The organism is Synechococcus sp. A15-44 (assembly GCF_014280115.1).
Taxonomy (GTDB): domain Bacteria; phylum Cyanobacteriota; class Cyanobacteriia; order PCC-6307; family Cyanobiaceae; genus Parasynechococcus.
The window spans coordinates 452,019-474,721 of the sequence record NZ_CP047938.1 but is presented as its reverse complement, the minus strand read 5'-3'; the positions used below and the strand labels follow the sequence as shown (position 1 = coordinate 474,721).

At 63.3% G+C, this 22,703-nt stretch carries 20 protein-coding genes and 2 tRNA genes; 10 read left to right on the top strand and 12 right to left on the bottom strand.

Annotated features, from left to right (window positions below; translation table 11 throughout):
* Positions 1–100 precede the first annotated feature (100 nt).
* Complete coding sequence (locus tag SynA1544_RS02560; RefSeq protein ID WP_115131683.1) at positions 101–319, top strand: CP12 domain-containing protein; 219 nt, start codon at positions 101–103, stop codon at positions 317–319.
* 30 nt (positions 320–349) lie between these two features.
* Here the strand turns inward: SynA1544_RS02560 and SynA1544_RS02555 are convergent, their stop codons facing one another.
* Together SynA1544_RS02555 and cgtA are read right to left on the bottom strand one after the other, a co-directional pair.
* Positions 350–532: a hypothetical protein gene (locus tag SynA1544_RS02555; protein WP_115010313.1), complete on the bottom strand. Its 183-nt coding sequence runs from the start codon at positions 530–532 to the stop codon at positions 350–352.
* Between the two features lie 93 nt (positions 533–625).
* Positions 626–1,615 (bottom strand): Obg family GTPase CgtA, encoded by a 990-nt coding sequence (gene cgtA / locus SynA1544_RS02550; RefSeq protein WP_186514716.1) that lies wholly within the window; start codon positions 1,613–1,615, stop codon positions 626–628.
* Positions 1,616–1,673: 58 nt separating this feature from the next.
* Between cgtA and SynA1544_RS02545 the strand changes: the two genes are divergently transcribed.
* A complete protein-coding gene (locus tag SynA1544_RS02545; RefSeq protein WP_186514715.1) occupies positions 1,674–2,852 on the top strand; it encodes an ABC transporter ATP-binding protein in 1,179 nt (392 codons plus the stop codon).
* Between the two features lie 22 nt (positions 2,853–2,874).
* Here SynA1544_RS02545 and SynA1544_RS02540 read toward each other — a convergent pair whose 3' ends face one another.
* Genes SynA1544_RS02540 through SynA1544_RS02525 form a run of 4 tightly spaced genes read right to left on the bottom strand, consistent with a single transcriptional unit; the run spans position 2,875 to position 7,706 of the window.
* Positions 2,875–5,313: an endonuclease MutS2 gene (locus tag SynA1544_RS02540; RefSeq protein WP_255477687.1), complete on the bottom strand. Its 2,439-nt coding sequence runs from the start codon at positions 5,311–5,313 to the stop codon at positions 2,875–2,877.
* Entirely contained in the window at positions 5,276–5,674 is a 399-nt protein-coding gene (locus tag SynA1544_RS02535; RefSeq protein WP_114988940.1) for a VOC family protein, read from the bottom strand. The genes SynA1544_RS02540 and SynA1544_RS02535 overlap by 38 nt, the downstream gene beginning before the upstream one ends.
* A gap of 4 nt (positions 5,675–5,678) precedes the next feature.
* Positions 5,679–6,680 carry a porphobilinogen synthase gene (gene hemB / locus SynA1544_RS02530; RefSeq protein ID WP_186514713.1) on the bottom strand — a complete coding sequence of 334 codons (1,002 nt, stop codon included), beginning with the start codon at positions 6,678–6,680 and terminating at the stop codon, positions 5,679–5,681.
* 39 nt (positions 6,681–6,719) lie between these two features.
* Positions 6,720–7,706 carry a DnaJ C-terminal domain-containing protein gene (locus tag SynA1544_RS02525; RefSeq protein WP_186514712.1) on the bottom strand — a complete coding sequence of 329 codons (987 nt, stop codon included), beginning with the start codon at positions 7,704–7,706 and terminating at the stop codon, positions 6,720–6,722.
* A gap of 125 nt (positions 7,707–7,831) precedes the next feature.
* Here SynA1544_RS02525 and SynA1544_RS02520 point away from each other — a divergent pair, with 125 nt between their 5' ends.
* Together SynA1544_RS02520 and SynA1544_RS02515 are read left to right on the top strand one after the other, a co-directional pair.
* On the top strand, positions 7,832–8,233 hold the full coding sequence (locus tag SynA1544_RS02520) for a vitamin K epoxide reductase (protein WP_186514711.1): 402 nt from the start codon (positions 7,832–7,834) through the stop codon (positions 8,231–8,233).
* Between the two features lies 1 nt (position 8,234).
* Positions 8,235–9,911, top strand: coding sequence for a SulP family inorganic anion transporter (locus SynA1544_RS02515; protein ID WP_186514710.1), 1,677 nt, complete (start codon positions 8,235–8,237; stop codon positions 9,909–9,911).
* Here the strand turns inward: SynA1544_RS02515 and SynA1544_RS02510 are convergent.
* Complete coding sequence (locus SynA1544_RS02510; protein WP_186514709.1) at positions 9,899–10,588, bottom strand: tRNA-(ms[2]io[6]A)-hydroxylase; 690 nt, start codon at positions 10,586–10,588, stop codon at positions 9,899–9,901. The two genes, SynA1544_RS02515 and SynA1544_RS02510, sit on opposite strands and share 13 nt — an antisense overlap.
* Positions 10,585–11,025, bottom strand: coding sequence for a type II 3-dehydroquinate dehydratase (gene aroQ, locus SynA1544_RS02505; RefSeq protein ID WP_186514708.1), 441 nt, complete (start codon positions 11,023–11,025; stop codon positions 10,585–10,587). Before aroQ ends, SynA1544_RS02510 begins: the two co-directional genes overlap by 4 nt.
* 84 nt (positions 11,026–11,109) lie before the next feature.
* Here aroQ and SynA1544_RS02500 point away from each other — a divergent pair.
* Together SynA1544_RS02500 and SynA1544_RS02495 are read left to right on the top strand one after the other, a co-directional pair.
* A tRNA-Tyr gene (locus SynA1544_RS02500) sits at positions 11,110–11,191 on the top strand.
* Between the two features lie 9 nt (positions 11,192–11,200).
* Positions 11,201–11,272: transfer RNA gene (locus SynA1544_RS02495), tRNA-Thr, on the top strand.
* Here the strand turns inward: SynA1544_RS02495 and SynA1544_RS02490 are convergent.
* The gene (locus SynA1544_RS02490) at positions 11,254–12,735 is read right to left on the bottom strand and encodes a glycoside hydrolase family 13 protein (RefSeq protein WP_186514707.1); all 1,482 of its coding nucleotides are present in this window, start codon (positions 12,733–12,735) and stop codon (positions 11,254–11,256) included. The genes SynA1544_RS02495 and SynA1544_RS02490 overlap by 19 nt on opposite strands.
* 51 nt (positions 12,736–12,786) lie before the next feature.
* Between SynA1544_RS02490 and glpK the strand changes: the two genes are divergently transcribed.
* Positions 12,787–14,292: a glycerol kinase GlpK gene (glpK, locus tag SynA1544_RS02485; RefSeq protein WP_186514706.1), complete on the top strand. Its 1,506-nt coding sequence runs from the start codon at positions 12,787–12,789 to the stop codon at positions 14,290–14,292.
* Complete coding sequence (locus tag SynA1544_RS02480) at positions 14,285–15,862, top strand: glycerol-3-phosphate dehydrogenase/oxidase (protein WP_186514705.1); 1,578 nt, start codon at positions 14,285–14,287, stop codon at positions 15,860–15,862. Before glpK ends, SynA1544_RS02480 begins: the two co-directional genes overlap by 8 nt.
* Here SynA1544_RS02480 and SynA1544_RS02475 read toward each other — a convergent pair.
* Entirely contained in the window at positions 15,805–17,466 is a 1,662-nt protein-coding gene (locus SynA1544_RS02475; protein ID WP_186514704.1) for an alpha-amylase family protein, read from the bottom strand. The two genes, SynA1544_RS02480 and SynA1544_RS02475, sit on opposite strands and share 58 nt — an antisense overlap.
* A gap of 54 nt (positions 17,467–17,520) precedes the next feature.
* Here SynA1544_RS02475 and SynA1544_RS02470 point away from each other — a divergent pair, with 54 nt between their 5' ends.
* Entirely contained in the window at positions 17,521–18,900 is a 1,380-nt protein-coding gene (locus tag SynA1544_RS02470; RefSeq protein WP_186514703.1) for an aldehyde dehydrogenase family protein, read from the top strand.
* A gap of 99 nt (positions 18,901–18,999) precedes the next feature.
* Positions 19,000–20,025: a LysM peptidoglycan-binding domain-containing protein gene (locus SynA1544_RS02465; protein ID WP_186514702.1), complete on the top strand. Its 1,026-nt coding sequence runs from the start codon at positions 19,000–19,002 to the stop codon at positions 20,023–20,025.
* Between the two features lie 6 nt (positions 20,026–20,031).
* On the opposite strand, the gene SynA1544_RS02460 is transcribed toward SynA1544_RS02465, so the two are convergent.
* Entirely contained in the window at positions 20,032–21,492 is a 1,461-nt protein-coding gene (locus SynA1544_RS02460) for an ATP-dependent DNA helicase RecQ (RefSeq protein ID WP_186515415.1), read from the bottom strand.
* A gap of 69 nt (positions 21,493–21,561) precedes the next feature.
* The gene (locus SynA1544_RS02455) at positions 21,562–22,665 is read right to left on the bottom strand and encodes a hypothetical protein (RefSeq protein WP_370594087.1); all 1,104 of its coding nucleotides are present in this window, start codon (positions 22,663–22,665) and stop codon (positions 21,562–21,564) included.
* Positions 22,666–22,703 lie beyond the last annotated feature (38 nt).

Below are 22,703 nucleotides of genomic sequence, written 5' to 3'. Positions count from 1 at the left end.
CACTTCAAATCAACGTTGCCGGATCGTCATGGGGTGGGCATTCCACCACTCCAAAACCGATGAATCGCCGTAAGGTGCTGCCAGGCCACGGCCTGAATTCATGAAGTCCATCGACGAACACATCCAGAAGGATCAATCCGAAATCGAAGCTGCCAAAGCAGCTGGTGACGAGGCCAAAGTTCGTCACCTCACCGATGAGCTGAAGTCGCTGGAGGAATACAAGGAACACCACCCCGGCGACAGCCACGACCCCACTTCGCTCGAGCTGCATTGCGAGGCCAATCCCGATGCCGAGGAGTGCCGCGTCTACGACGACTGAGTCAACCAGCGACGTAAATCCAACGAGTGCTCAGTAGTCCTCGTTGTAGTCGGAGGGGCTGCCGGTCAGGCTGCAGACGACAGCCTCTTCATTACGCATCGCCTTCACTTCAGCGATCGGGCGTCCCATGCGTTGAAGCACAGCAACATCCTCTTTCGTTTGGCACCGGGCGATCACGTCGCCCTTGTTGTCCAGACAGGTGTAAAAGGTCATGTCATGGGAGAGACATTCCCGTTATGGCTCCCCCGCGATGATGCCACAAGCATCGGTGTGGCTGATCACATGAAGATTGTCTGGAGCATCAGCTCACACTCCGAGCTCGGCCCAGGTTTCTGCCAGCAACTGATCGAGGTTGGTTCCCATGGCGGCTGAAATGCACAGCACGGGTCGACCACTCGCCGCTTCAAGGTCTTGCCGCAACCTGGGGAGATCCTCTTCTGCCACCAACTCTTGTTTGTTGATCACCAACAGACGTGGCCGATCAACCAGACCATGGCCATAGGCCTCCAGCTCCTGCTGGACGACGTTCAGGTCAGCCACGGGATCCTCGGATCCTGCGTCCACGAGATGGATCAGCAGACGGGTGCGTTCGATATGACGCAGAAAGTCGTGGCCAAGACCAGCGCCCTGGGCGGCCCCCTCAATCAAGCCTGGAATATCCGCGAACACGGTTCCATCTCCACTGGGACGGCGCACCACACCAAGGTTGGGAACCAAGGTGGTGAAGGGGTAATCGGCGATCTTGGGTCGCGCTGCCGACAGCACGGCGATCAAGGTGCTCTTGCCGGCATTGGGGAGACCAATGATGCCCACCTCAGCCAGCAACTTGAGTTCCAGCTGCAGGGGCCATTCCTCACCCTCACGGCCCTCGGTGAATTTCTCCGGAGCGCGGTTGCGATTGCTCAGGTAATGGGCATTACCCAAACCACCTCGCCCACCGAAGGCAACGGTGAGACGCTCACCCGGGGTGGTGAGGTCTCCCAGAAGAATGCCGGTGCGCAGATGGCGTACCTCCGTGCCGCAAGGCACCTTGATCACCAGGTCTTTCCCTGATGCACCGGTGCATTTGTTCGGACCACCGCGTCGCCCATCGTCAGCGGCGAACAGGCGCTTGTATTTGAAATCGAGCAGGGTTTGCAGGTTGCTGTCGGCCTCGAGAACCACTGGAGCCCCACACCCGCCGTCACCTCCGGAGGGGCCTCCGGCGGGCACATACTTTTCACGGCGAAATGCAGCGATGCCATCGCCGCCGCGCCCGCCTCGGACCGTGATCCGTGCCTGATCGATGAACTGCACGGTGCTGCCGGCTCAATCCAATCCGTAACCCTAAGATTCAGCCGCTGCAGCTCTGTCGTTGGCCGGCGTCCGTTTCGAAGACCTCAGCAAGACCTTCCCAGGACGCGGCAGCGGTGATCCCGTTGAGGTGATTCGTCAGTTGAATCTGACGATCAACGATGGCGAGTTTTTGGTGCTGGTCGGTCCCTCGGGGTGCGGCAAAAGCACCTTGCTGCGACTGCTCGCTGGTCTCGACAGCCCCACCAGCGGCGAAATCAGAATCGGGTCCCGGCCCATCAGCGATGTACCGCCAGCGCGCCGCAACGTCGCCATGGTGTTCCAGAGCTATGCGCTCTACCCGCATCTCAGCGTGCGGGACAACCTCAGCTTCGGACTGCGCAGAAGCCAGGCGAGATCAACGTTCCAGCGCATCCAAGATCAAGCCTTTCAAGCCACGCGTGCCTTACCCAAACCACTGAGGGTGCGGTCGGTCAGAGAAGAACGAATCGAAGCCCGGGTGAACACCGTTGCCAGATCTCTGGAACTCACGGAATTGCTCGATCGGAGGCCAAAGGAACTGTCCGGCGGACAGAAACAACGGGTCGCCCTCGGACGCGCCATGGCGCGCAATCCTGAGGTGTTTTTGATGGATGAACCGCTGAGCAATCTCGACGCCAAACTCAGAACGAGCACGCGCCAAAGAATCGTCGAGCTGCAGCGAGAACTGGGAACAACGACGGTTTATGTGACCCACGACCAGGTGGAAGCGATGACCATGGGGGACCGCATCGCTGTATTGAACCAAGGACGCCTGCAGCAACTCGGGACCCCCATGGAGTTGTACAGATGGCCCTCCAACATCTTCGTGGCCCAGTTCATTGGCAGCCCAGCGATGAGCCTTTTGCCCGTCACGGTGGGACCCAATGCAACTCTGATGCTGGGGAACAAGCGCATTCAGGTTGAAGGCGCAATGGTCGAGCCTTTACTTCAACGAGAAGGCCAACACCTCACCGCAGGATTGAGGCCTGAACACTGGCATCTGGCACCGGCAACGAACCGGAATCTCGAAGCCGAGGTGAGCCATTGCGAGCGTCTGGGCAATGAGCAGATCCTTACCTGTCGGCTCCTAGATGGTGATCAACTCATCCAGGTCAGAGCTTCAACGGAGATCAACATCACTGCCGGCGATGCCATCCACCTCGACCCTGACCCCACAGGCTGGCGGTTGTTTGATGCGGATGCTGAAGCGATCCGTTAGCCACTGAAGCGCCTGAACCAATTCAGCGCACCCAGACAACGCTGCAGCCCGGTCCGCCGTCCCCCTGCTCGGCATCGGTCACCCGTTCCACATAGGGCACCGTGTCCAGCCAGGCGCGCAGGCCGCGCTTGAGCTTGCCCGTGCCGATGCCATGGATCACCCAAACCGGCCCATTGGCACTGCGCAAGCATTCCTCAACCGCCGCTTCGGCCTCATGCACCCGCATGCCACGCACATCAAGGGTGTTGCGACTGGTGCGCACCTGTGCACCACCGCCACCGACGGAACGGGCTTGCACCTTCACCACCGGCTTTGGAGGTGGCTCCGGCTTACGCCCATCCAGGCTTTCCACCGCCGCCAGATCCACCGTGGTGCGCATCACCCCACAACGAACCGTCAGCTGAAGGCCGTCATCGCTGATGGCCAACACATCTGCAGCCTTGCCGAGGGCGAGCAAGCGCACGCGATCCCCCACAGATGGACGCCAGCCCGGCTTGGGTGCACGCCGTTCAGGGGTTGGGCGGTGATGGTCTTCCAAGCTGCGTAACCGTTGCCCAGCCTTTCGCGCGGTTTCCCCATCAGCGCGCTCATCCCGCAGACGGCGAATCAGCGTGCGAACTTCTTTCTGGCCCTGACGGATCGACTGCTCCAAGCGTTGACGGCCCTGCTCCTGGCGTTGCGCGGTCTGCTGCTTTTGCTTCTGCCAGCGCTGCAGCAACTCCTCGTGCAGCAGCTCCGTGCGTGCCAGGAGTGCTGCAGCGTCTTCTGCCGCGGCCTGCTGGCGCTGCCGTTGCTCCTCCAAGCCACGAATCACACTGTTCACCTCACCATCACCCCCTGGGGCCAGAAGCTGCTGGGCCTGGTGAAGCACATCCGAATCGAGCCCAAGGCGCGTCGCGATCGCTAGTGCATTGCTGCGTCCTGGGATCCCCCACAGCAATTCATAGGTGGGAGACAAGGTTTCCGGATTGAAGGCCACAGAGGCATTTTCAAAACGAGCGTCGTCGTATTTGAGGGCCTTGAGTTCACCGAAGTGGGTGGTGGCAATCGTGAGCCGAGCCCGATCCGCAAGAGCCTTCAGCAAAGCCGTGGCCAGGGCCGTTCCCTCGCTGGGATCCGTTCCGGCACCCACCTCATCCAGCAACACCAGGGCAGGAGAACCACCGCGCTGCAGCACCTCAAGAATGCGCCCGATGCGCTTCACATGGCCACTGAAGGTGGACAAGCTCTGCTGGAGGGATTGCTCATCGCCGATGTCCGCCAGCACCTGGGCACACCAGGGCAAAGAGGGTTGCCCTGAACAGGGCAACAGCATGCCGGCGCGCGCCATCAGTGCAGCGAGGCCGATGCTTTTCAGGGTGACCGTTTTGCCACCGGTGTTCGGCCCCGTGATCGCCACCACCCGCAGCTCCGGCGACACCTCCACCGAGATGGGAACCACGGGCGGCCCCTCCGCCCGTTTGTGCTGCCACACCAAGAGTGGGTGTCGCAGACCTGAAAAGCGAAACGGAGCCTCCGCTGCCGCCTCAAGCTGAGGCTCAACGCCACCAAGCCAGCGGCCGTAACGCCCACGGGCCAGCGCAAGATCAAGCGCGCGCAGCACGGCCACCACCTGGTTGAGGGCAGACGCCTCTTCAGCCACCAGAGCACTCAGCTCCACCAACACCTTGCGTTCCTCATCCCGGATGCGGGACTCCAGCTCCACCAGCTTGTTGCCCATGGTGAGCACCGAGCGGGGTTCAACAAAGAGGGTGCTGCCTGAGGCCGAACTGTCGTGCACCTGACCCGGGACCTGGCTCACCGCACCGGCCTTCACCGCCAGAACCGGACGGCCATGACGCTCGGCGATAACACTGTCCTGCAGGGATGGGGCCAGGCGCCGCAGCAGCTCCTGAAGTTTGTCGCGACGTTCCTGGCGCAGACCGTTCCATTGATGCCGAAGCGCCGACAACGCCGAGCTGGCGCGATCAGCGACACGGCCGCCCTCCTCGAGCGCAAATTTGAGCCGCTGCTCCAACTCCGGCAGCGTCACCATCGTTTCAATCAACGCGGTGCACACCGGGCGCAGCTCAGGATCGTCGATCTGACGGCGCAGGCGACGGGCCGCTGCCAATGTTTCCGCTACGGCCAGCAGCTCTTCACCGGAGGCCACGCCTCCCTTGCTGCAGCGCAGCACCACGGGCTCGAGGTTCTGCACACCGCGGAAGCTGAGCCCCCCCTCAGTGAGGTCATCGAGCACCGCCATTTCAACCGTCTCGGCCAGGCGCTGTTTCGACTCCTCCAGGCTGGCGGGCAGCGGTTGAACCCGGGCCGCATCACGGCCCATGCCGGTGCTGGCAAAGCCGCTGAGATGGTCACAGACCCGATGCCACTCCAGCAGTTCAAAGGTTTCCTGCTGAGCCCGGTCCGCCCCTTGACTCAAGTCAGCTGCAGTTGGAGGGGATGCCACCGGGGGGTTCATAAAGCATTTCGAGCCAGTTGCCTTCCGGATCTTTCAGATAAAAAGACGCCGTGCCGTCGCGGTGGTCATGGACGGCACCAACGTGCACACCCTGCGCCTTGAGACGGTCGTGAATCACATCCACCTCCGCACGATCGCGGAAATGGAAGGCGAAATGTGGGCCAGCGGCTTTGTAATCCGGGCCTAACAAGGCGAGTCCATCGCGACCTTCCCCGGCTTCCAGATAGCACCAGTCGTTGGCACGCCAGACCAGACGCATGCCCAGATCGGTGTAGAAGGCAACAGCCCGATCGACGTTCTCAACACGGATCGCAACGTGACCGAGACGATCCACACCTTTGGGTTGATCGGCTGTTGCCATCGGATCAAGCCTCCTTCAACCAAGCCGCTGCATCGCAGGCGTGGTACGTGAGGATGAGATCAGCACCGGCGCGCTTGAAGCTCAGCAACGTCTCCAGCACAACGGCTTTTTCATCGATCCAGCCCCGCTCCGCCGCGGCCTTCACCATCGAATACTCACCACTCACGTTGTAGGCAGCGATGGGGAGTTCGGACTCCTCGCGCAGTCGGTGGATGATGTCGAGATAGGCCAAACCAGGCTTCACCATCATGATGTCGGCGCCCTCCTGCTCATCGAGCTGGGCTTCGGTGATGGCTTCCCGAGCATTGGCGGGATCCATCTGATAGGTGTCTTTGTTTTTGGGGATCGGCTTGCTGCCGGCGGCACGGGGAGCGGAATCAAGGGCCTCACGGAAGGGGCCGTAGTACGCGGAGGAGTACTTCGCCGTGTAGCTGATGATGCCCACATGTTCGAAGCCTTCGTCGTCGAGGGCTTCCCGGATGGCACCGACCCGGCCGTCCATCATGTCGCTGGGACCGATCAGATCAGCGCCCGCTTCAGCCTGCACAACGGCCTGTTTGCAGAGAAGTTCAATCGTCTCGTCGTTGAGGACCACGCCGTCCTGGCTGACGATCCCGTCATGACCATCGCAGGAATAGGGATCCAGGGCGACGTCGGTCATGATCGCCATCTTGGGGATGGCTTCCTTGATCTGGCGGATCGCCCGTGGAATCAGGCCATTGGCGTTGAAGCACTCAGCCCCGTCTTCGGTCTTCAGTCCCTCCGACACCTTGGGGAAGAGAACGATGCAACGCACCCCAAGGTCGTAAGCACGCTGCACTTCGCCGGTGAGGGCCGCAAGGCTCCAACGGCTGGCACCAGGCATGGCAGCGATCGGCTCCACCTCAGCGCCTTCATGCACGAAGAGGGGATAGATGAAATCTGCAGCCGAGAGACTGTGCTCACGCACCATGGCGCGTAGGGCGGGCGTACGCCGAAGACGACGGGGGCGGTAGGTGAGCTCCATCAGACCCAAACACAAGGTGTGATCGTAAGGGTCACCCGATCAGAGGGCCGCCGACCGAAGCCACTCTTGACGAGGATGATCCGTGCGCTTGGCACGCAACTGCTCGAGCAATCGACGCTCCTCCTCACTCCACGAGGCAGGCATGGCCAGCGTCAGCGTGAGCAGGAGGTCACCGCGACCGGTCTTTGACGGCCAGCCTTTGGCCTTCAGCCGCAAACTGCGGCCCGGGGCGGTGCCGGCCGGAATGCTCACTTGGGCCTCACCATCGGGCGTCATCACCGAGACCATGCCTCCAAGGGCCAGTTCATCGAGGCTGACGGGGAGATCGGCCCGCAGCTGATCCGACTCCAGGCGCCAGATCGGGTGGTCCTGAATCTTGAGGTTGAGATAGAGATCGCCCCGACGTCCGGTTCCCGGTTGCAGGTTGCCCTTGCCCTTCAACCGCAGCCGCGAGCCGTTCTTCACCCCAGCGGGAATGCGCACCTGAACGCGCTCATTGTTCACCGAGAGGCTGCGTTCTCCACCGCGAAAGGCCTCCGAAAAGGGTACATTCACCGATACTTCGGCATCGAGATTCACCGGAGGGCGTGAAGCCTGGCCACCACGCGGGAAACCGCCCCCTGCGAATCCCCCGCCGGGAAATCCGCCCCCAGGGAAACCACCCCCCTGGAAGCCACCGCCGCCTGGACCACCGAAACGGCCCAACAGGTCGTTGATGAAATCGTCGAAATTGCCGTAGCGACCGAAGTCGACATCCATCCCGGGTGCGGCTCCCCCGCCCATGCCACCGGCCTGGTTCCAGTACTGGCCGAATTGCTCATAACGACGCCGCTTCTCGGGGTCGGAGAGCACTTCGTAGGCCTCACTGATCTCCTTGAACCGCGCTTCAGCCTGGGCATCACCAGGGTTGACGTCAGGGTGGTATTGGCGGGCCAGGCTGCGAAAGGCTTTCTTGATGGCATTGGCATCGGCGCTGCGATCAACACCGAGCACCTGGAAATAGTCCTTGTATCCGCTGCCTTCCATACCAATCCAGTGGTAATCCCAGTTTCACCGCAACAGGGCTTGCGTTGTTGCTTCCGCATGGAGGGAAGCCCGAACGCCTGAATGCGACCTAGCTTCAGGCCAACCACTGCATCAGCATGAGGAGCATGGCTTCATCCCTGCTGGCATCCGTGCTGGTCGCAGCTGGCGGACCTGTTGGTGGCCCGCCTGGTTCGGCCGCTCCCTGGGCCAGCACGATCGGAGAGCCCCTGCACGACTCAAGCCACCAGGCCCTCAAACTGACGCAGCATCTCAAGGCGATGGGGGCAAAGTTTTACGGCGCGTGGACCTGCCCGGCGTGTTTCAAGCAGATGAACCTGTTCGGCAAACAGGCCGGAGCGGACGTGACCTATGTGGAATGCCGCAAGCCGAAGCAGCTGCCGGAGCAAGCCGAAGCCTGCAACGCCGCAGAGATCCGGGCTTATCCCACCTGGGTTCTCCCCGATGGGCGCCGAAAAGTGGGAGTTCAGTCCCTGGAAGCCCTGAGCCGCTGGAGTGGTCTGAACTGAGATGGCACTGATTCACGGCCTGCATCAACGCAACATCCGAGGCGACCTTCTCGGAGGATTGACGGCCGCCGTGGTCGCGCTGCCCCTTGCCCTGGCCTTCGGCAATGCCGCACTGGGGCCAGGAGGCGCCATCTACGGCCTGTATGGCGCCATCGTGACCGGATTCCTGGCGGCCTTGCTCGGGGGAACTCCCGCCCAGGTGAGCGGACCCACCGGACCGATGAGCGTCACCGTGGCGGGGATCGTCTCCAGCCTGGCCGCCATCGGCATCGGTCGTGATCTCAATGCCGGCGAGATGCTGCCGTTGGTGATGGCCGCTGTGGTGATCGGTGGTGTGTTCGAAACCCTGCTCGGGGTATTGCGGCTGGGGCGCTTCATCACCCTGGTGCCCTACTCGGTGGTCTCCGGCTTCATGTCGGGGATCGGTTTCATCATCCTTGTGCTGCAACTTGGACCCTTCATCGGGGTGAACACCGGGGGCGGCGTGGTTGCGTCCCTGAGTTCGCTGATCGATGCCCCGAGCTGGAATCCAGCCGCGCTCGCCGTTGGATTGATGACACTCGCTGTGGTGTTTCTGACCCCCCTGCGGATCCGCCAATGGGTGCCAACGCCTCTGCTGGCGCTGCTGATTGTGACGCCGTTGTCGCTGCTGCTGTTCAACGACAACCGACTGCTGGAGCTGGGCCTTGAACCCATCGCCCGGATCGGAGCCATCCCGGAGGGGGGCTTGCAACTGGTGGTTCCCGATTTCAGTCAGCACCTGCTGGAGCTGGTGAAAGCCGGCATGGTTCTCGCCCTGCTCGGGGCGATCGACTCGTTGCTCACCTCCCTGGTGGCCGACAACATCACCCAAACCAACCACGAGTCCAACCGTGAGCTGATCGGCCAGGGCATCGCCAACACCGCGGCCGGGTTTCTCTCCGGCCTTCCCGGTGCCGGAGCCACCATGCGAACGGTGATCAACATCAAATCCGGTGGTCAGACACCCTGGTCGGGCATGACCCATTCCATGGTGCTGCTGCTTGTGCTGCTGGGGGCAGGCCCTCTGGCGGCACAGATCCCCACGGCGCTGCTGGCGGGAATCCTGATCAAAGTCGGGCTCGACATCATCGACTGGGGCTTTCTTCTTCGCGCCCATCGCCTATCGGCGAAAACAGCCGCGCTGATGTACGCCGTGCTGTTAATGACGGTGTTCTGGGACCTGATCTGGGGCGTTTTGGTCGGGATGTTCGTGGCCAACCTGTTGACCGTTGATGCGATCACGCGGTCCCAACTGGAAGGGATGGAAGAGGACAACCCCTCCGATGCCACAGATGCACTGCACGCCAATCTTTCCCCGGAGGAGGAAGCCCTGATCCTGCGCTGCGGCAAGGCCTTGATGCTGTTTCGTCTGCGCGGCCCTCTGAGTTTTGGCGCCGCCAAGGGAATCAGTGCCCGAATGGGATTGATCCAGAGCTACAGGGTCCTGATCCTTGACCTCACCGATGTGTCCCGCATCGGTGTCACAGCAACCCTCGCCATCGAACGCATGGTGGAGGAAGCACGATCAGCGGGCCGCACCCTGTTCATCGCCGGAGCCAACCAAAGCCTCGAACAACGGCTGCGCCAATTTGGCGTGGAGGGGGTGCTTCGGCCATCCAGGCTGGAGGCCTTGCAGGAGGCGGCTCAGCTGATCTGACTGCTGATCTGTGGGGCATCCACACCACAGGAATGCATCCGCACGTCTTCAGGGCGTTCTAACTCCCCTTCCAGCGCCTTCACTTCGGCCAGGGCCAGCACTTCGAGGCGCTCAACGATCAGCTCCCGCGGATAGCGCTGCTCACACAACACCCAGTACTGGCCGAAGTGGCGGGCTTCACTCGCCAACAGATCGCTGTAAAGCTCCCGCAACTGAGGATCCGGGCTGTGCTCGGCCAGCAAGGCCATGCGCTCATGGCTGCGGGCTTCGATCAGACCCGCCACCAGGAAGGAGTCGAGCATTCTCTGCGGCTCACCTTTACGGATCTGCCTGGCGAGATCAGCGCCATAGCCCGGGGAAGGCAGCGGTTCCAGGTAGCGCCCCCGGGCCTTGATCAGAGCCAGAACCTGCTCGAAATGCTCCAGCTCTTCCCGCGCTAGAGGGCTAAGGGCTTCGCCGAGACCCGCTTCACAGAGGTAGCGGAACATCATCTGAACCGCAGCCCCGGCAGCCTTGCGCTCGCAGTGGGCGTGATCGATGAGCACTTCCATAGGCCGGGCGTTGGCCTGCTCCACCCAGCTCCAAGTGGTGGGTGCCGCCAACCAGCGAATCGACGCCACTGTTTTGAGCGGAACGGTTTTTGTTGGAACGGTTTTTATTGAGGTGGTGGTGGTCATGCGTTCCGGCGCAGGTGGCTGAGCAATCCCTTCAAGGCAAGGCTGTAACTGGCAGGTCCGAAGCCACAGATCACACCCACAGCGCGTTCAGCCAGAAAGGAGTGATGGCGAAACTCTTCCCGGGCGTGGGTGTTGCTGAGATGCAATTCCACGTAGGGGATTGCGACGCCAGCCAGGGCGTCACGGATGGCAATGGAGGTGTGGGTGTAGGCCCCAGCATTGATCAGGATCCCAGCGCTCACTCCCATCGCTTGGTGAATCCGATCCACCAGGGCACCCTCGAAATTGCTCTGGAAGCAGTCGAGATGCACCGATTCCTGCTCCGCCTCTCGGGTCAGCGCCGCTTCGATATCGGCCAACGAGGAATGGCCATAGATCCCCGGCTCACGCTGGCCCAACAGGTTCAGGTTCGGCCCGTTCAGCAGCAGAACGTGCATGGCTGGAGATCGGTTCAGCTCGGCAGATCGTATCGAGATCGTGGGGAGGGTCACACCGACTGGTAAGTTCTTGCGGTGTGGTTCGGGTCGGTGCCCGAGTGGTTAATGGGGGCGGACTGTAAATCCGCTGGCTCTGCCTACGTTGGTTCAAATCCAACCCGGCCCATCCCCACATGCCCTTGTAGCTCAGCGGTAGAGCACTCCCTTGGTAAGGGAGAGGTCTCGAGTTCAAGTCTCGACAAGGGCTTTCTTGCTCCCCACGGCACCGGGGGACAGGGGGTAAGACCCCAGAACAGCCGCCGATTGCGGGCTGACGCTTTGGTTGTCAACACGTCCCAGCGTCCACAGGAGGGATTGTCTCGACTCGATGGTTAGGGGCACAGAGGTGGAGTGACTGCGGTTGATCACCACCCGAAGTCCATCCGCAACGCCCTCCAGCACGTCAGCCCCTGGGGCTGACCAGCGCAGACCATCCCTGCGCAAGACCCCATGGGCAGAGCGGAGTGCTGCGAGGGACTGGATGAATGGGCGAAGATCAGCACTCCAGGGAACGTCCCAGGGATAGGCCTCACGGCAGGCCGGTCCAGGACCGCTGGAGGGGCCCGGTTCAGGACCACCCGCCAGGGCAGCTTCAGTGCCGTAATAAATGCACGGCGCTCCCGGATGGAGGAAGAGCAGCAGCAGGGCCAACTTCAGGGCCGCAACGTCGTTGTTAAGGCTGTGAAGTGCACGGGGCACGTCGTGGCTGTCGAGCAGGTTCATCTGGGCCCTGTTGACCACCTCCCGGTAGGAACGCGTTGTGGTCGTCCAGATGGTCAACAAAGCCTGCCCATCCAGGGGGTCGAGGGGATAGTCGGAATTGCGGTAATCCCGCCGCAACGATTCAGCGGCGGCCCAGCAAAGGCTGCTCCATCCCAACCGGTAATTCATCACGCCATCGAAGTGGTCGCCCTGCAGCCAGGGGGTCGCATCACCCCAAACCTCGCCAACAATCCAGGCCTCCGGGTTGGTCGCCCGCACCATCTGCCGGAACTCAACCCAGAAGTCCGCCGGCACCTCGGCAGGGACGTCGAGACGCCAGCCGTCAATCCCCTGCTCGAGCCAGTGACGGCCCACCGCCAGCAGATGCTCCCGAACCCCGGGATTGGCATGGTTGAACTTGGGCAGATCCGGCAAGGCCCACCAACCGTCGTAACCGCAGTCCTCGCCAGGGGCGGGATAGGGCTGCAGGGGCCATCGGTGCACATGGAACCAATCCCGGTACGGCGAATCCGCACCGTTTTCCACCACGTGATGAAAGGCCCAAAAGCCGCGGCCGCAGTGGTTGAACACCCCATCCAGAACCAACCTCATGCCGCGGTGATGCACGGCATCGATCAGGTCCCTGAGTGCTGCATTGCCCCCCAGCAGGGGATCCACCTCGAAATAGTCGTAGGCGTGGTACCGATGGTTGGCGGCTGAGCTGAAGATCGGCGTGAGATAGAGGCAGGTGATGCCCATGGCTTGGAGCCGATCGAGAGCGTCGATGACGCCGTAGAGATCCCCGCCCTGGAATCCCTCCTCGCAAGGGTCCGCACCCCAGGGCTTCAGAGCGAGATTGCGCTGCGCATCAACGCGGCCACTGCGGCGGAAACGGTCGGGAAAGATTTGATAGATCACCGCGTCCGCCACCCAGGCGGGGGGATCGTGGAAGGGCGTGGTCGCCGCCAAAACCTTTGCAGTCAGCCATCTCCTCGCTAGCAGGAGAGAAAGACCTTGGCCATGGCTGAACAGCCTCTCCTTCTCGCCCTCGATCAGGGCACCAGCAGCTCCAGAGCCGCGCTGTTCAGCAGCTCAGGGGATCTGGTGCTCAGCGCCAGTGCACCGCTGCCGATTTCCTACCCCGCCGATGGATGGGTGGAACAGGACCCGATCGAGATCTGGACCAGCCAGCGGCAGGCCCTGGTGCAGCTCGATTCGAAGCTCAGTGAGGGGCAGCGCAAAGCGGTGGTGAGCTGCGGCATCACCAACCAACGGGAAACCACGGTGCTGTGGCGCCGCAGCAGTGGCCTCCCCTGCGGACCGGCCCTTGTCTGGCAGGACGGCCGCACCGCCGCCATCTGCGACGCCTGGAAGCAGCAGGGACTGGAGCAGGAGTGGTGCAGGCGCACGGGCTTGCTGCTCGACCCCTACTTCAGTGCCAGCAAGATCCGCTGGATGCTCGACCACTACGACGACGCCCAGGCTGCCGCGGCCAGCGATGACCTCTGTTTCGGCACGGTGGAAAGCTGGCTGCTCTGGCAACTCACCGGCGGCCAGCGCCACGGCAGTGACATGAGCAATGCCAGCCGAACGCTGCTGATGGACCTAGAGCAGCAGCACTGGGTGGATGAGTTCCGAGAGCCCACAGGGCTCCCCGCCAGTGCTCTGCCCGAACTGCTGCCCTGCCGCGGAGAATTCGGGCGCATGGCTGCGGACCTTCCCTTTGCAGGCTTGCCGATCCAGGCCATGCTCGGCGACCAGCAGGCCGCCACCCTGGGCCAGCTCTGTCTGCAGCCCGGAGAAGGCAAGTGCACCTACGGCACGGGGGCTTTTCTGGTGATCAACACCGGCGATGTCGTCCGCCGTTCGGATGCAGGGCTGCTCAGCACCCTCGGCTGGACGGATGCCGCTGGAGCACCCAGCTTCTGCCTTGAGGGAAGTCTGTTCAACGCCGGCACCGTGATCCAGTGGCTACGGGATGGACTGCAGATTATTGATCAAGCCCCCCAGGTAAACGAACTGGCGCGTTCGGTGCCGGATTCAGGAGGGGTGATGCTGGTGCCCGCCTTCACCGGCTGGGGGACACCCCACTGGGATCCCCAGGCACGCGGCATTCTGGTGGGCCTCACCCGTGACAGCGGACGCGGTCACATCGCCCGCGCAGCGCTGGAAGGAATCGCCCTGTCGGTGGCGACGTTGGTGGAGCTGGCGGAGCAGGCCCTCGGCACCGGCCTGGGTGAACTGGCCGTGGATGGTGGCGCCGCAGCCTCAGATCCTCTGCTGCAAGCGCAGGCGGATTGCACCGGTCTGACGGTGCGACGACCCGCCAGCCTCGAAAGCACCGCCCGGGGGGTGGCGCTTTTCGCAGGCCTCCAGGCTGGGGCGATCAGCGACCTAGGGCAGCTCGCAAGCGCACGACGTGACGGCGCGGAGCTGTTTGAGCCACAAATGGACGCAGCCCAGCGCAACCGCTGGCGCACACGCTGGCAGGACGCCGTCTCCAGAAGCCTGGGGTGGCATGGCTGATCACCAGGTGGACCTGCTGGTCATCGGCGCCGGTGCCAGCGGTGCCAGCGTGGCCTATGAGGCAACACGACGAGGGCTGAGCGTGGCTCTGCTGGAGGCCGGAGACATCGGCGGTGGCACCAGTTGCCGCAGCACAAAGCTGCTCCATGGCGGGGTGCGCTACTTGGAGCTGGCCTTCAAAACCCTGGATCTGGCCCAGCTGAGGCTGGTGCGGGAAGCCCTGCTGGAGCGAAGCCACTGGTTGACCCAGGCGCCGTTCCTGGCCCAACGACTGGAGCTGGCCCTGCCCACAAAACAGCTCTGGGGACAGGCCTACTACCGCGTAGGACTCGGGATGTATGACGCCCTGGCAGGCCAGCGGAGCATCGGCCACAGCCGACTGCTGTCCCAACAGCAGATGCATCAAGCCCTGCCTCTGCTGAAGGCGTGTCAGGGCGGCGTGGCCTACAGCGATGGGCAGTTCGACGATGCACGCCTCAACCTGCTGTTGGCCCTCACCGCCGAGCAACGGGGGGCAACCCTGCGCACTCGTTGCCGGGTGGTGCAGCTGGACACCGACGCCACAGGCCAGCTCAAGGCCGCCATCAGTGAATCCGCCACGGGCCAACGGGAACGCTGGTGCGCCTCGGCGTTTGTGAATGCCACAGGCATCCGGGCGGATGAGATCCGCCAGATGGCGGAGGCTGATGCCCCCCCAAGGATGCTCACCAGCCGTGGGGCCCACATCGTGCTGGAGCAGAACCTCTGCCCTGAGGGCCTGGGGCTTCTGGTGCCCTCCACTGCGGATGGCCGCGTGCTGTTCATGCTGCCCTTCCACGGCCGCACCCTGGTAGGAACGACGGATGAAGCCTGCACCAAGGAGAGCGCCACGTGCCCCTCTCCAGAGGAGGAGGCCTACCTGCTCAACTACGTGCGTGACTGGTTTCCCCAGCTCCAGCAACCCAAGGTGAGCAGCCGGTGGGCGGGGGGACGCCCGCTGCTGAAGCCCGCGGATCAGGGCATGGACAGCAGCCGTGTGGTGCGGGAGCACGAGGTGGAAACTCTGGCCTGCGGCCTGGTGAGCGTGATGGGGGGCAAATGGACCACCTGCAGGCCGATGGCCGAGGACACACTGACCGCGGTGGAACGCCAGCTCGGCCGGCCGCTGCCCATCCCTGAACCCATGCCACTGCAAGGGGCAGCGGAATCGCTGCAGGCCACTCAGGACGGTCTCCAACGCCAGAGACAACAACTCGAAGCCCTGCTGCCCGACACCGCTCTAAGGGGCGCACAAGTCGCGCATCTCCAGGGCACCTATGGCTTGGAGGCCGTGGCCTTGATCGAACGTGCCGAACCCAGCCGACGCAAGCCGCTCAGCCCAGTGATCCCCCTCTGTACCGCGGAGCTGGTGCATGCCATCCAGCGGGAACATGCCCGCAGCAGCAGCGATGTGCTGGCCCGCCGCTGCCGTCTGGCCATGGTGGATTTGAGCGAGGCCGAACGGCTCCGGCCCCAGGTGGAGGCCCTGCTGGATCAAGCCGGCGTGGCGGCAGGCTCCACCTCACCGATCAACCACCAGTTGAATCCGTAGGGCGGAAGATTCACGAACCACTCCGCTGCCGCAGGCGGGAACTCACAACCCCACATCACTTCGCGGGTGCGCTCACCGGCCCACTCCGAGAGATCCAAACTGAGCGAAGCTCCTGCTGCGGTGACGTTGGCAGCCACGAGCACTGTCATCGCTTCCGTGCAACGGAGGTACACCAGCACCCCGGGGTGAGGGCTGTGGAGCAAGCGGAAGCTGCCATGCCGCAGCGCCGGCAGCAGCCGGCGGCAGGTGAGCATGCGCCGATGCCAATTCAGTAGCGACCCCGGCAACTGCTTCTGCACCTCCACATTCACCACGCGGTAGTCGTAGCCGGGAGCAGTGATCGGCGGCAGCACCAAGAGCGGGTCGGGGGCGGTGGAGAAGCCCCCGTTGCGGGCCGGCGTCCAGGCCATTGGGGTGCGGTTGGGATCGCGATCTCGCAGCCCGGGCCAGTCGCCCATACCCAGTTCATCGCCGTAGTACAGGCAAGGCATTCCCGGGAGGCTGTAGAGGAGCCCATGCAGCAAACGGTTGGAGCGTGGATCGCCGTTGAGAAGAGGAGCCAGGCGCCGGTTGATCCCCCAGTTCAGCCAGTGCCCCTGCCCCTGGGGCAGGCCCACCCGGATGGTCTGAATCACCTCATCGCTGATGAGATGACCATCCCCCAACCAGAGTTCATCGTGGTTGCGCAGGGGCAGGGCCCAGCGGGCACCACTCACGGCCTGCTCGGCCTGGATCAGGCACTCCCCGAGCTGCTGGGTGCGGCCACTGGCAATGGCGGCGAACAGATGGGCGGTGAGCACGAAGTTGAAGGCTCCATGCAGTTCGTCATCCGCCAGATAAGGAGCGGCCTCCTCCACCGGCTGAATCGCCTCTCCCAGCAACAACACGTCGCGGCCATGGCCATCCACCCGCTCCCGCAAGCGCTTGAGGAAAGCGTGGGTCTGCGGCAACCCCTCACAGCGGGTGCCCTCTGACTCAAACAGGAACGGAACTGCATCCAGACGGAACCCGTCCACGCCGCGGTCCAGCCAGAAGTCGACCACCTCCAGCATCGTGTCCTGCACCCAGGGGTTCTCGTAATTGAGATCGGGCTGATGACGCAGGAATCGGTGTAGGTAGTACTGCTCGGCCACCGGATCCCACTCCCAGTTCGATGCCTCGAAGTGCCGGAACAGAACCGGTGCCTCGGCATAGCGCTTGGGATCGTCACTCCAGACGTAAACATCCCGTTCCGGACTGCCCTTAGGAGCCCAGCGGGCGCGCTGGAACCAGGGATGAAGGTCACTGGTGTGGTTCAGCACCAGATCCAAAATCACGCGCATGCCCTGGCTGTGGGCAGCCGTGAGGAACCGATGGAAGGAAGCGAGGTCACCCAGATCCGGATGGATCCCAGTGAAATCAGTGATGTCGTAGCCCCCGTCCCGCAGAGGGGACGGATAGATCGGAGTCAGCCAGAGGGTGTTGACGCCCAGCCAACGCAAATAGGGCAACCGCGCCGAAAGCCCCTTGAAATCACCGGTGCCATCGCCATTCCCATCGGAATAGCTTCGAACGATCAACTGGTAGATGACCGTGCCTGACCACCATGGAAGCTCTGGGGTCATCCCCCGGTTGCAGATTCACCACTGCTAGACCCGACTGGCCTGATCGTCAGCCCCGTGTCCCTCACCCAAACGCAACTGAGCCGGATGCAGGAGCTGGTGGGAGCTGGGCTGACCCGTCCCCTGGCCTGGCGACGAGAGCAATTGCAACGCCTCTCCGCCCTGGTGGCAGAGCACGAATCGGAGGTGCTCGATGCCCTCGCCGCCGACCTCGGAAAACCACCCACCGAAGCGTTTTTTGAGCTGGTGGCCCTACGGCAGGAGCTCAAGCTCACCGGTCGGCAGCTGGAGCGGTGGATGCGTCCACGTCGCGTTGCCGTGCCCCTCTCACTTCGCCCTGGCCAGGCCAGGGTTGTGCCGGAGCCACTGGGGTGCGTTCTGGTGATCGGACCTTGGAACTATCCCTTCCAACTGACACTGCGGCCCTTGATCAGTGCCCTGGCTGCTGGCAACACCGCCGTCCTCAAGCCCTCGGAACACGCCAGTGCCATCGCAGATCTGATCGCACGCCTGATCCCTCTGCACTTCGAGCCTGAGGTGGTGCAGGTGGTGCAAGGAGATGGTGCCGTCGCAGCCGACCTGGTGGCCAGGCCCTTCGACCACATCTTCTTCACCGGTGGCGGCAGCATCGGTCGGAAGGTGCTGGAGGGGGCCGCTGCCCACCTCACGCCGGTGACCCTGGAATTGGGGGGCAAGAGCCCCGCCATCGTTCTTGAGGGGGCCGACCTCACGGTGGGGGCCCGGCGCCTGATCTGGGGCAAGGGAATCAATGCCGGTCAAACCTGCATCGCGCCAGACCATCTGCTGGTGCAACCCGAACTGCATTCGCCGCTGCTGAAGGCGATGGAGGAGGCCCGAACGGAGATGTATGGCGCCGATCCCCTCAACTCGAATCAGCTGGGGCAGATCATCAATGAACGCCAGTTCAATCGGCTGGAGCAGCTGCTGGAGACCGCCAGAGCGGATGGGCGCATCCTGATCGGAGGCGAAATCAGCCGGGAGCAGCGGCGCATCGCCCCCACCGTGATTCGTGTGGATGACCGCAATGATCCGCTGATGGCCGAGGAACTGTTCGGACCTCTCCTGCCGGTGCTGGTGCTGGACGACCTCACCACAGCCCTTCAGGAGATCCGCCAGGGCCCCAAACCGCTGGCGCTGTACTTGTTCGGCGGTAGTGAGGCCCAGCAACAGCAGGTGCTCACCACCACCAGCTCAGGCGGGGTCTGCCTGAACGATGTTGTGATGCAGGCCGGGGTGCCACAACTGCCCTTCGGCGGCGTCGGCGCCAGCGGGATGGGCAGCTACCACGGCCAAAGCGGCTTTGACACGTTCAGCCACCACAAGGCGGTGCTCAAGCGCCCCTTCCGGTTTGATTTCAAGCTGCGTTACCCGCCCTACAAGGTGGATCTCAACCTGCTGAAGCGGCTGGCGGGATAAGTCGCCCTCATTGCCACCACATCCCTTCTGCAGCAGGTGCTCTGAAGGGCTGGCGCTTTAGCTCAGGCACCGTATCTTGCGGGGATCTGCCGGAGACAAATGCGCCGTACCGCTCTTGCCGCCCTGCTGCTGACGGCCTGGTTCCCCCTGTCAGCCACGGCTGCCTCGGTGACTGTGCGATCCGGGGAGACGCTTTCGGATATCGCCGACCGCTACGGGGTGAGCGTCGGCACCCTGATGCGGATGAATGGGATCCGCAACCCAGACCTTGTTCAAGCCGGGAGCCGCCTGCAGGTGCCAGGACCCACGGTGACAGCAGGCTCCGGCCGCCATCGCGTCAACAGTGGTGAAACCCTCAGCAGCATTGCCAGCCAGTACCAGGTCCGCAGTCGCGACCTGATGGCCCTCAACAACCTGCGCAATGCCAACCACGTTGAGGTTGGCCAGACCCTGCGACTCCCCAGCAACGCCGTGATGCCCCGTGCGGCCTTCAAACCGGTGGCTGTGACCCCAATCCCAGGAGCCACGGAACACACCGTTGCCAAAGGGCAGACCCTCACGCAAATCGCCAAGGCCTACAAGCTGCCGGTGGCCAGCCTGATCAGCATCAACCAGCTGAGCGACCCCAACAAAGTGGAGGTGGGCACGCGCCTGTATCTGACGGATCCCTCCTTCCAGACACCCTCCACTACCCAAGCGCAGCCCGCCACAACGGAACCATCAGTCACCGCCGGCAGAACAGTTGTGGCGGTGCAGCCCACGGTTCAAGCCAAGGCGACACCCGTCCAAACCAAGGCAGCGCAAATGAAACCGGTTCAGGTCAAAACCCCCGTGGCCAAGGCCAAGCCGGTCGAGGCTGCCAAGCCCCAGCAGACCTTGGCCAAGTCGGCTGACTGGCGCACCTATGGCCCCCTTCAGGTGGACTGGGGCAACTGGCAGGCCATGGGTGGCAGTCAGGTGGTGCCCACCCTCAATGCCCAGGGGCAGGCTCTGTACCTGGCTGTGAACTGTTCCGCCAAGAAGATCAATGCCACCGGTTCCGACGGAAGCTGGAAAACCTGGGAAGCGCCGAAGAACCGCTTCGAACAAGACCTGGTGAAGGATCGTTGTCAGGCCAAGGCCTGATCTGAATCAGGCGGCGTAATCAAGCGGCCAGGGCGAATCGAGGAATCTCCGGCCGCTTTCGCGAAGATAAAGCCGCTGAGCACCGTCGTTGCTTTCCTGGATCAGCTCCTCCTGAACGAGCCGACGGGCCAACCAGGTCCAGCGGTCGTGGCGTCCGGGCTCATGCAGGGCCAGGTGCTCTCCAAGGCGACGCATCTCCGTGCCGTCCTGCTCGGCCAGATGGGCCAGGAGCGTTTCCACCTGGGCTGACCAGTCGCGTCGTTTGGGGGACTCCATGCAGCGATCGCAGCGACCACAGGGACCGACCAACTCGCCAACCGCAAGCAGCAACGCCTGTTCACGGCACATCTCACCCTCCGCGACGGCCTCCATGCGCCGCAGCTGCTGCTGCGCCAGGTCCAGGCGGCGACGGTCCTCCAGGGCGTTACTGCCCCGGGCCGAAGCCTGCATGGCCCAGCCCAGACTGGTGCGATCACCCGGCGAAAACAGCACCTGGCAATGGGCGGGCTTGCCATCTCGGCCGGCGCGGCCCGATTCCTGCAGATAGCCCTCGGGCGTGGCCGGCAGATCGAGATGAAGCACCAAGCCCACATCGCCACGGTCAACGCCCATGCCGAAGGCCACCGTCGCCACCAGCACAGGCCGCTCGTGCTCGAGAAACAGCTTCAGAGCCTGCTGGCGGGTCTCCGGATCCAAGCCGGCGTGATACGGCGTTGCTGCAACCCCTTGATCACTGAGACGTTCCGCCCACTGCTCCACAGAACGACGGGTGCGGGCATAGATCAGCGCAGCACCACGGGACATCTCCAGTGCCTCCAACACCTGAGGCATGGGATCCCTGGGCCGCCGCTGCATCGTGTAGTGAAGGTTGTCCCGGCGGGCCGAACTCACCTGCACAAGCGGGCGACGCAGATCCAGCAGGCGAATGATGTCGGCCCTCACCCTTGGGGCTGCCGTCGCGCTGAGGGCCAGCATCGGCACTCCCGGGCAGAGGCTGCGGATCTGGCCAAGGCGGCGGTAATCGGGGCGGAAGTCATGCCCCCAGGCACTGATGCAATGGGCTTCATCTACCGCCAGGGCCACTAGTCGCCCCTCCGTGGCATGACGTTCCAGCATCAGCCTTGTCTGCTCACCTTGGAGTCGTTCCGGCGCGATGTAGAGCAGGCGCAATGTGGCGTCCCGCAGCTGCTCCAAAGCCTGCTGGCGTCGAGCGGGCTCGAGTCCGGCATGCAGGCAGGCCGCAGCGATTCCCCGTCGCTGCAAGGCCATCACTTGGTCCTCCATCAGCGCCACCAACGGTGAGATCACCACCACCAGGCCCTCGCGCACCAGGGCCGGCAGCTGATAACAGAGCGATTTGCCACCACCGGTGGGCAGCACCGCAAGCGCGTCCTTGCCGGCCAGCACGGCGTCCACCACGGGCCGTTGCCCGGGGCGGAAGCCATCCCAACCGAAGTGGGTCTGCAGTGCACGCTCGAGCGAAGCCAGAACACACCAGATGTGGAGACTTCAGATTATCGAGCACAAGATCTGGTGTCAGGCCAGCGGCGGGGGATCCAATTGATCGGGGGACTCCTCCACCAGCTGGAGCCGCACCCGCTTGCCGCCCGCCAACTCTCCCAACGACACCCGCAAGGTGGCACCGCTGAGGGTCTGCAGGGCATTGAGCACATCGCGGAGGTAAGGCGTGCTGCTTCCGCTTTCAACCCAAAGCCGCTCCTGGAGCCCCCCCAAGCGCCGCCAGGAGGTGTGCAGCTTCAACACCGCAGACTCAAGGGCCTGGGCCTGGCCCACCGCATCGGCCAGCAAGCCAAGGGCGTCCAGGCGCTGGGCCTCCTGCATGGCGCGGTCCAGATCCAGTTCCCCCTGCTGGAAGGCCCGCACGGCAACACCCGACTCGGTTGCCTTGGTGATCCAGCGCGCTGTGCTGGTGACGTCCTTGATCCGATCGAGTTCGGGCTCATCGCGGAGCACCTTGCGCAGATCTTCCTGCTGCGGCTCAGGCAGCTTGGCCAATTCCCGCACCAAGGGAGCCACCGCACGGGGTGGCAGAAGGTTCTCCTGGGTGCGCTGACGAATTTCCTCCGGCAGCAAAGGGCTCGTGGCTGCCGTGAATTCATCGGTGAGGCGGCGCACCTGCTTGCGGGTGATTTCCTGCCCCTCGTTGGCAGCCTCAGAAATCATCAGCTGCACTTCAGGAACCGCCTGGGCGGTTTCCATGAAGGCCCGCTTGGAGAATTGATTGACGCTGCTCTCTTCCAGGGTGCCGTCGCTGAGCATGCTGTCGGCGGATTCCGCCAGTTGAATCAAGCCGTAGGCGCGGGTCTTGCTGATTTCCCGCTCCCGCAGCCACTGCAGAAATCCGGCGCCCCGGGCTTCACCACCACGCTTTTCCTTGTCCCGCACAGCGCGGAGGATGCGACCACGCCAGATCTCGGTCTGGAGATCAAAGCGATCGCAGACGGCCCAGGCCTGTTCGAGGCGGGCCAGAAATTCCATCGTGCTGATGTCGTCCTGCTCCGGGTCCGGCAAATCCAGCTGGAGCAGCGACGGATCTGGATCAAGGGCGATGGAACTGGTCAAAGGGACGCCGACAACGAAGGGACGACATTCTGTGACGCAGCGGTCATCACCATCCATTCCACGAGATACGCTCCGATTGCATCTCCTTATGCCCA

Coding starts and splice junctions, on each gene's coding strand:
- SynA1544_RS02560 (WP_115131683.1), top strand. CDS start 101: ATGAAGTCCATCGACGAACACATCCAGAAGGATCAATCCGAAATCGAA.
- SynA1544_RS02555 (WP_115010313.1), bottom strand. CDS start 532: ATGACCTTTTACACCTGTCTGGACAACAAGGGCGACGTGATCGCCCGG.
- SynA1544_RS02540 (WP_255477687.1), bottom strand. CDS start 5,313: ATGAACCCCCCGGTGGCATCCCCTCCAACTGCAGCTGACTTGAGTCAA.
- SynA1544_RS02535 (WP_114988940.1), bottom strand. CDS start 5,674: ATGGCAACAGCCGATCAACCCAAAGGTGTGGATCGTCTCGGTCACGTT.
- hemB (WP_186514713.1), bottom strand. CDS start 6,680: ATGGAGCTCACCTACCGCCCCCGTCGTCTTCGGCGTACGCCCGCCCTA.
- SynA1544_RS02525 (WP_186514712.1), bottom strand. CDS start 7,706: ATGGAAGGCAGCGGATACAAGGACTATTTCCAGGTGCTCGGTGTTGAT.
- SynA1544_RS02520 (WP_186514711.1), top strand. CDS start 7,832: ATGGCTTCATCCCTGCTGGCATCCGTGCTGGTCGCAGCTGGCGGACCT.
- SynA1544_RS02515 (WP_186514710.1), top strand. CDS start 8,235: ATGGCACTGATTCACGGCCTGCATCAACGCAACATCCGAGGCGACCTT.
- SynA1544_RS02510 (WP_186514709.1), bottom strand. CDS start 10,588: ATGACCACCACCACCTCAATAAAAACCGTTCCAACAAAAACCGTTCCG.
- aroQ (WP_186514708.1), bottom strand. CDS start 11,025: ATGCACGTTCTGCTGCTGAACGGGCCGAACCTGAACCTGTTGGGCCAG.
- glpK (WP_186514706.1), top strand. CDS start 12,787: ATGGCTGAACAGCCTCTCCTTCTCGCCCTCGATCAGGGCACCAGCAGC.
- SynA1544_RS02480 (WP_186514705.1), top strand. CDS start 14,285: ATGGCTGATCACCAGGTGGACCTGCTGGTCATCGGCGCCGGTGCCAGC.
- SynA1544_RS02475 (WP_186514704.1), bottom strand. CDS start 17,466: ATGACCCCAGAGCTTCCATGGTGGTCAGGCACGGTCATCTACCAGTTG.
- SynA1544_RS02465 (WP_186514702.1), top strand. CDS start 19,000: ATGCGCCGTACCGCTCTTGCCGCCCTGCTGCTGACGGCCTGGTTCCCC.
- SynA1544_RS02455 (WP_370594087.1), bottom strand. CDS start 22,665: ATGGATGGTGATGACCGCTGCGTCACAGAATGTCGTCCCTTCGTTGTC.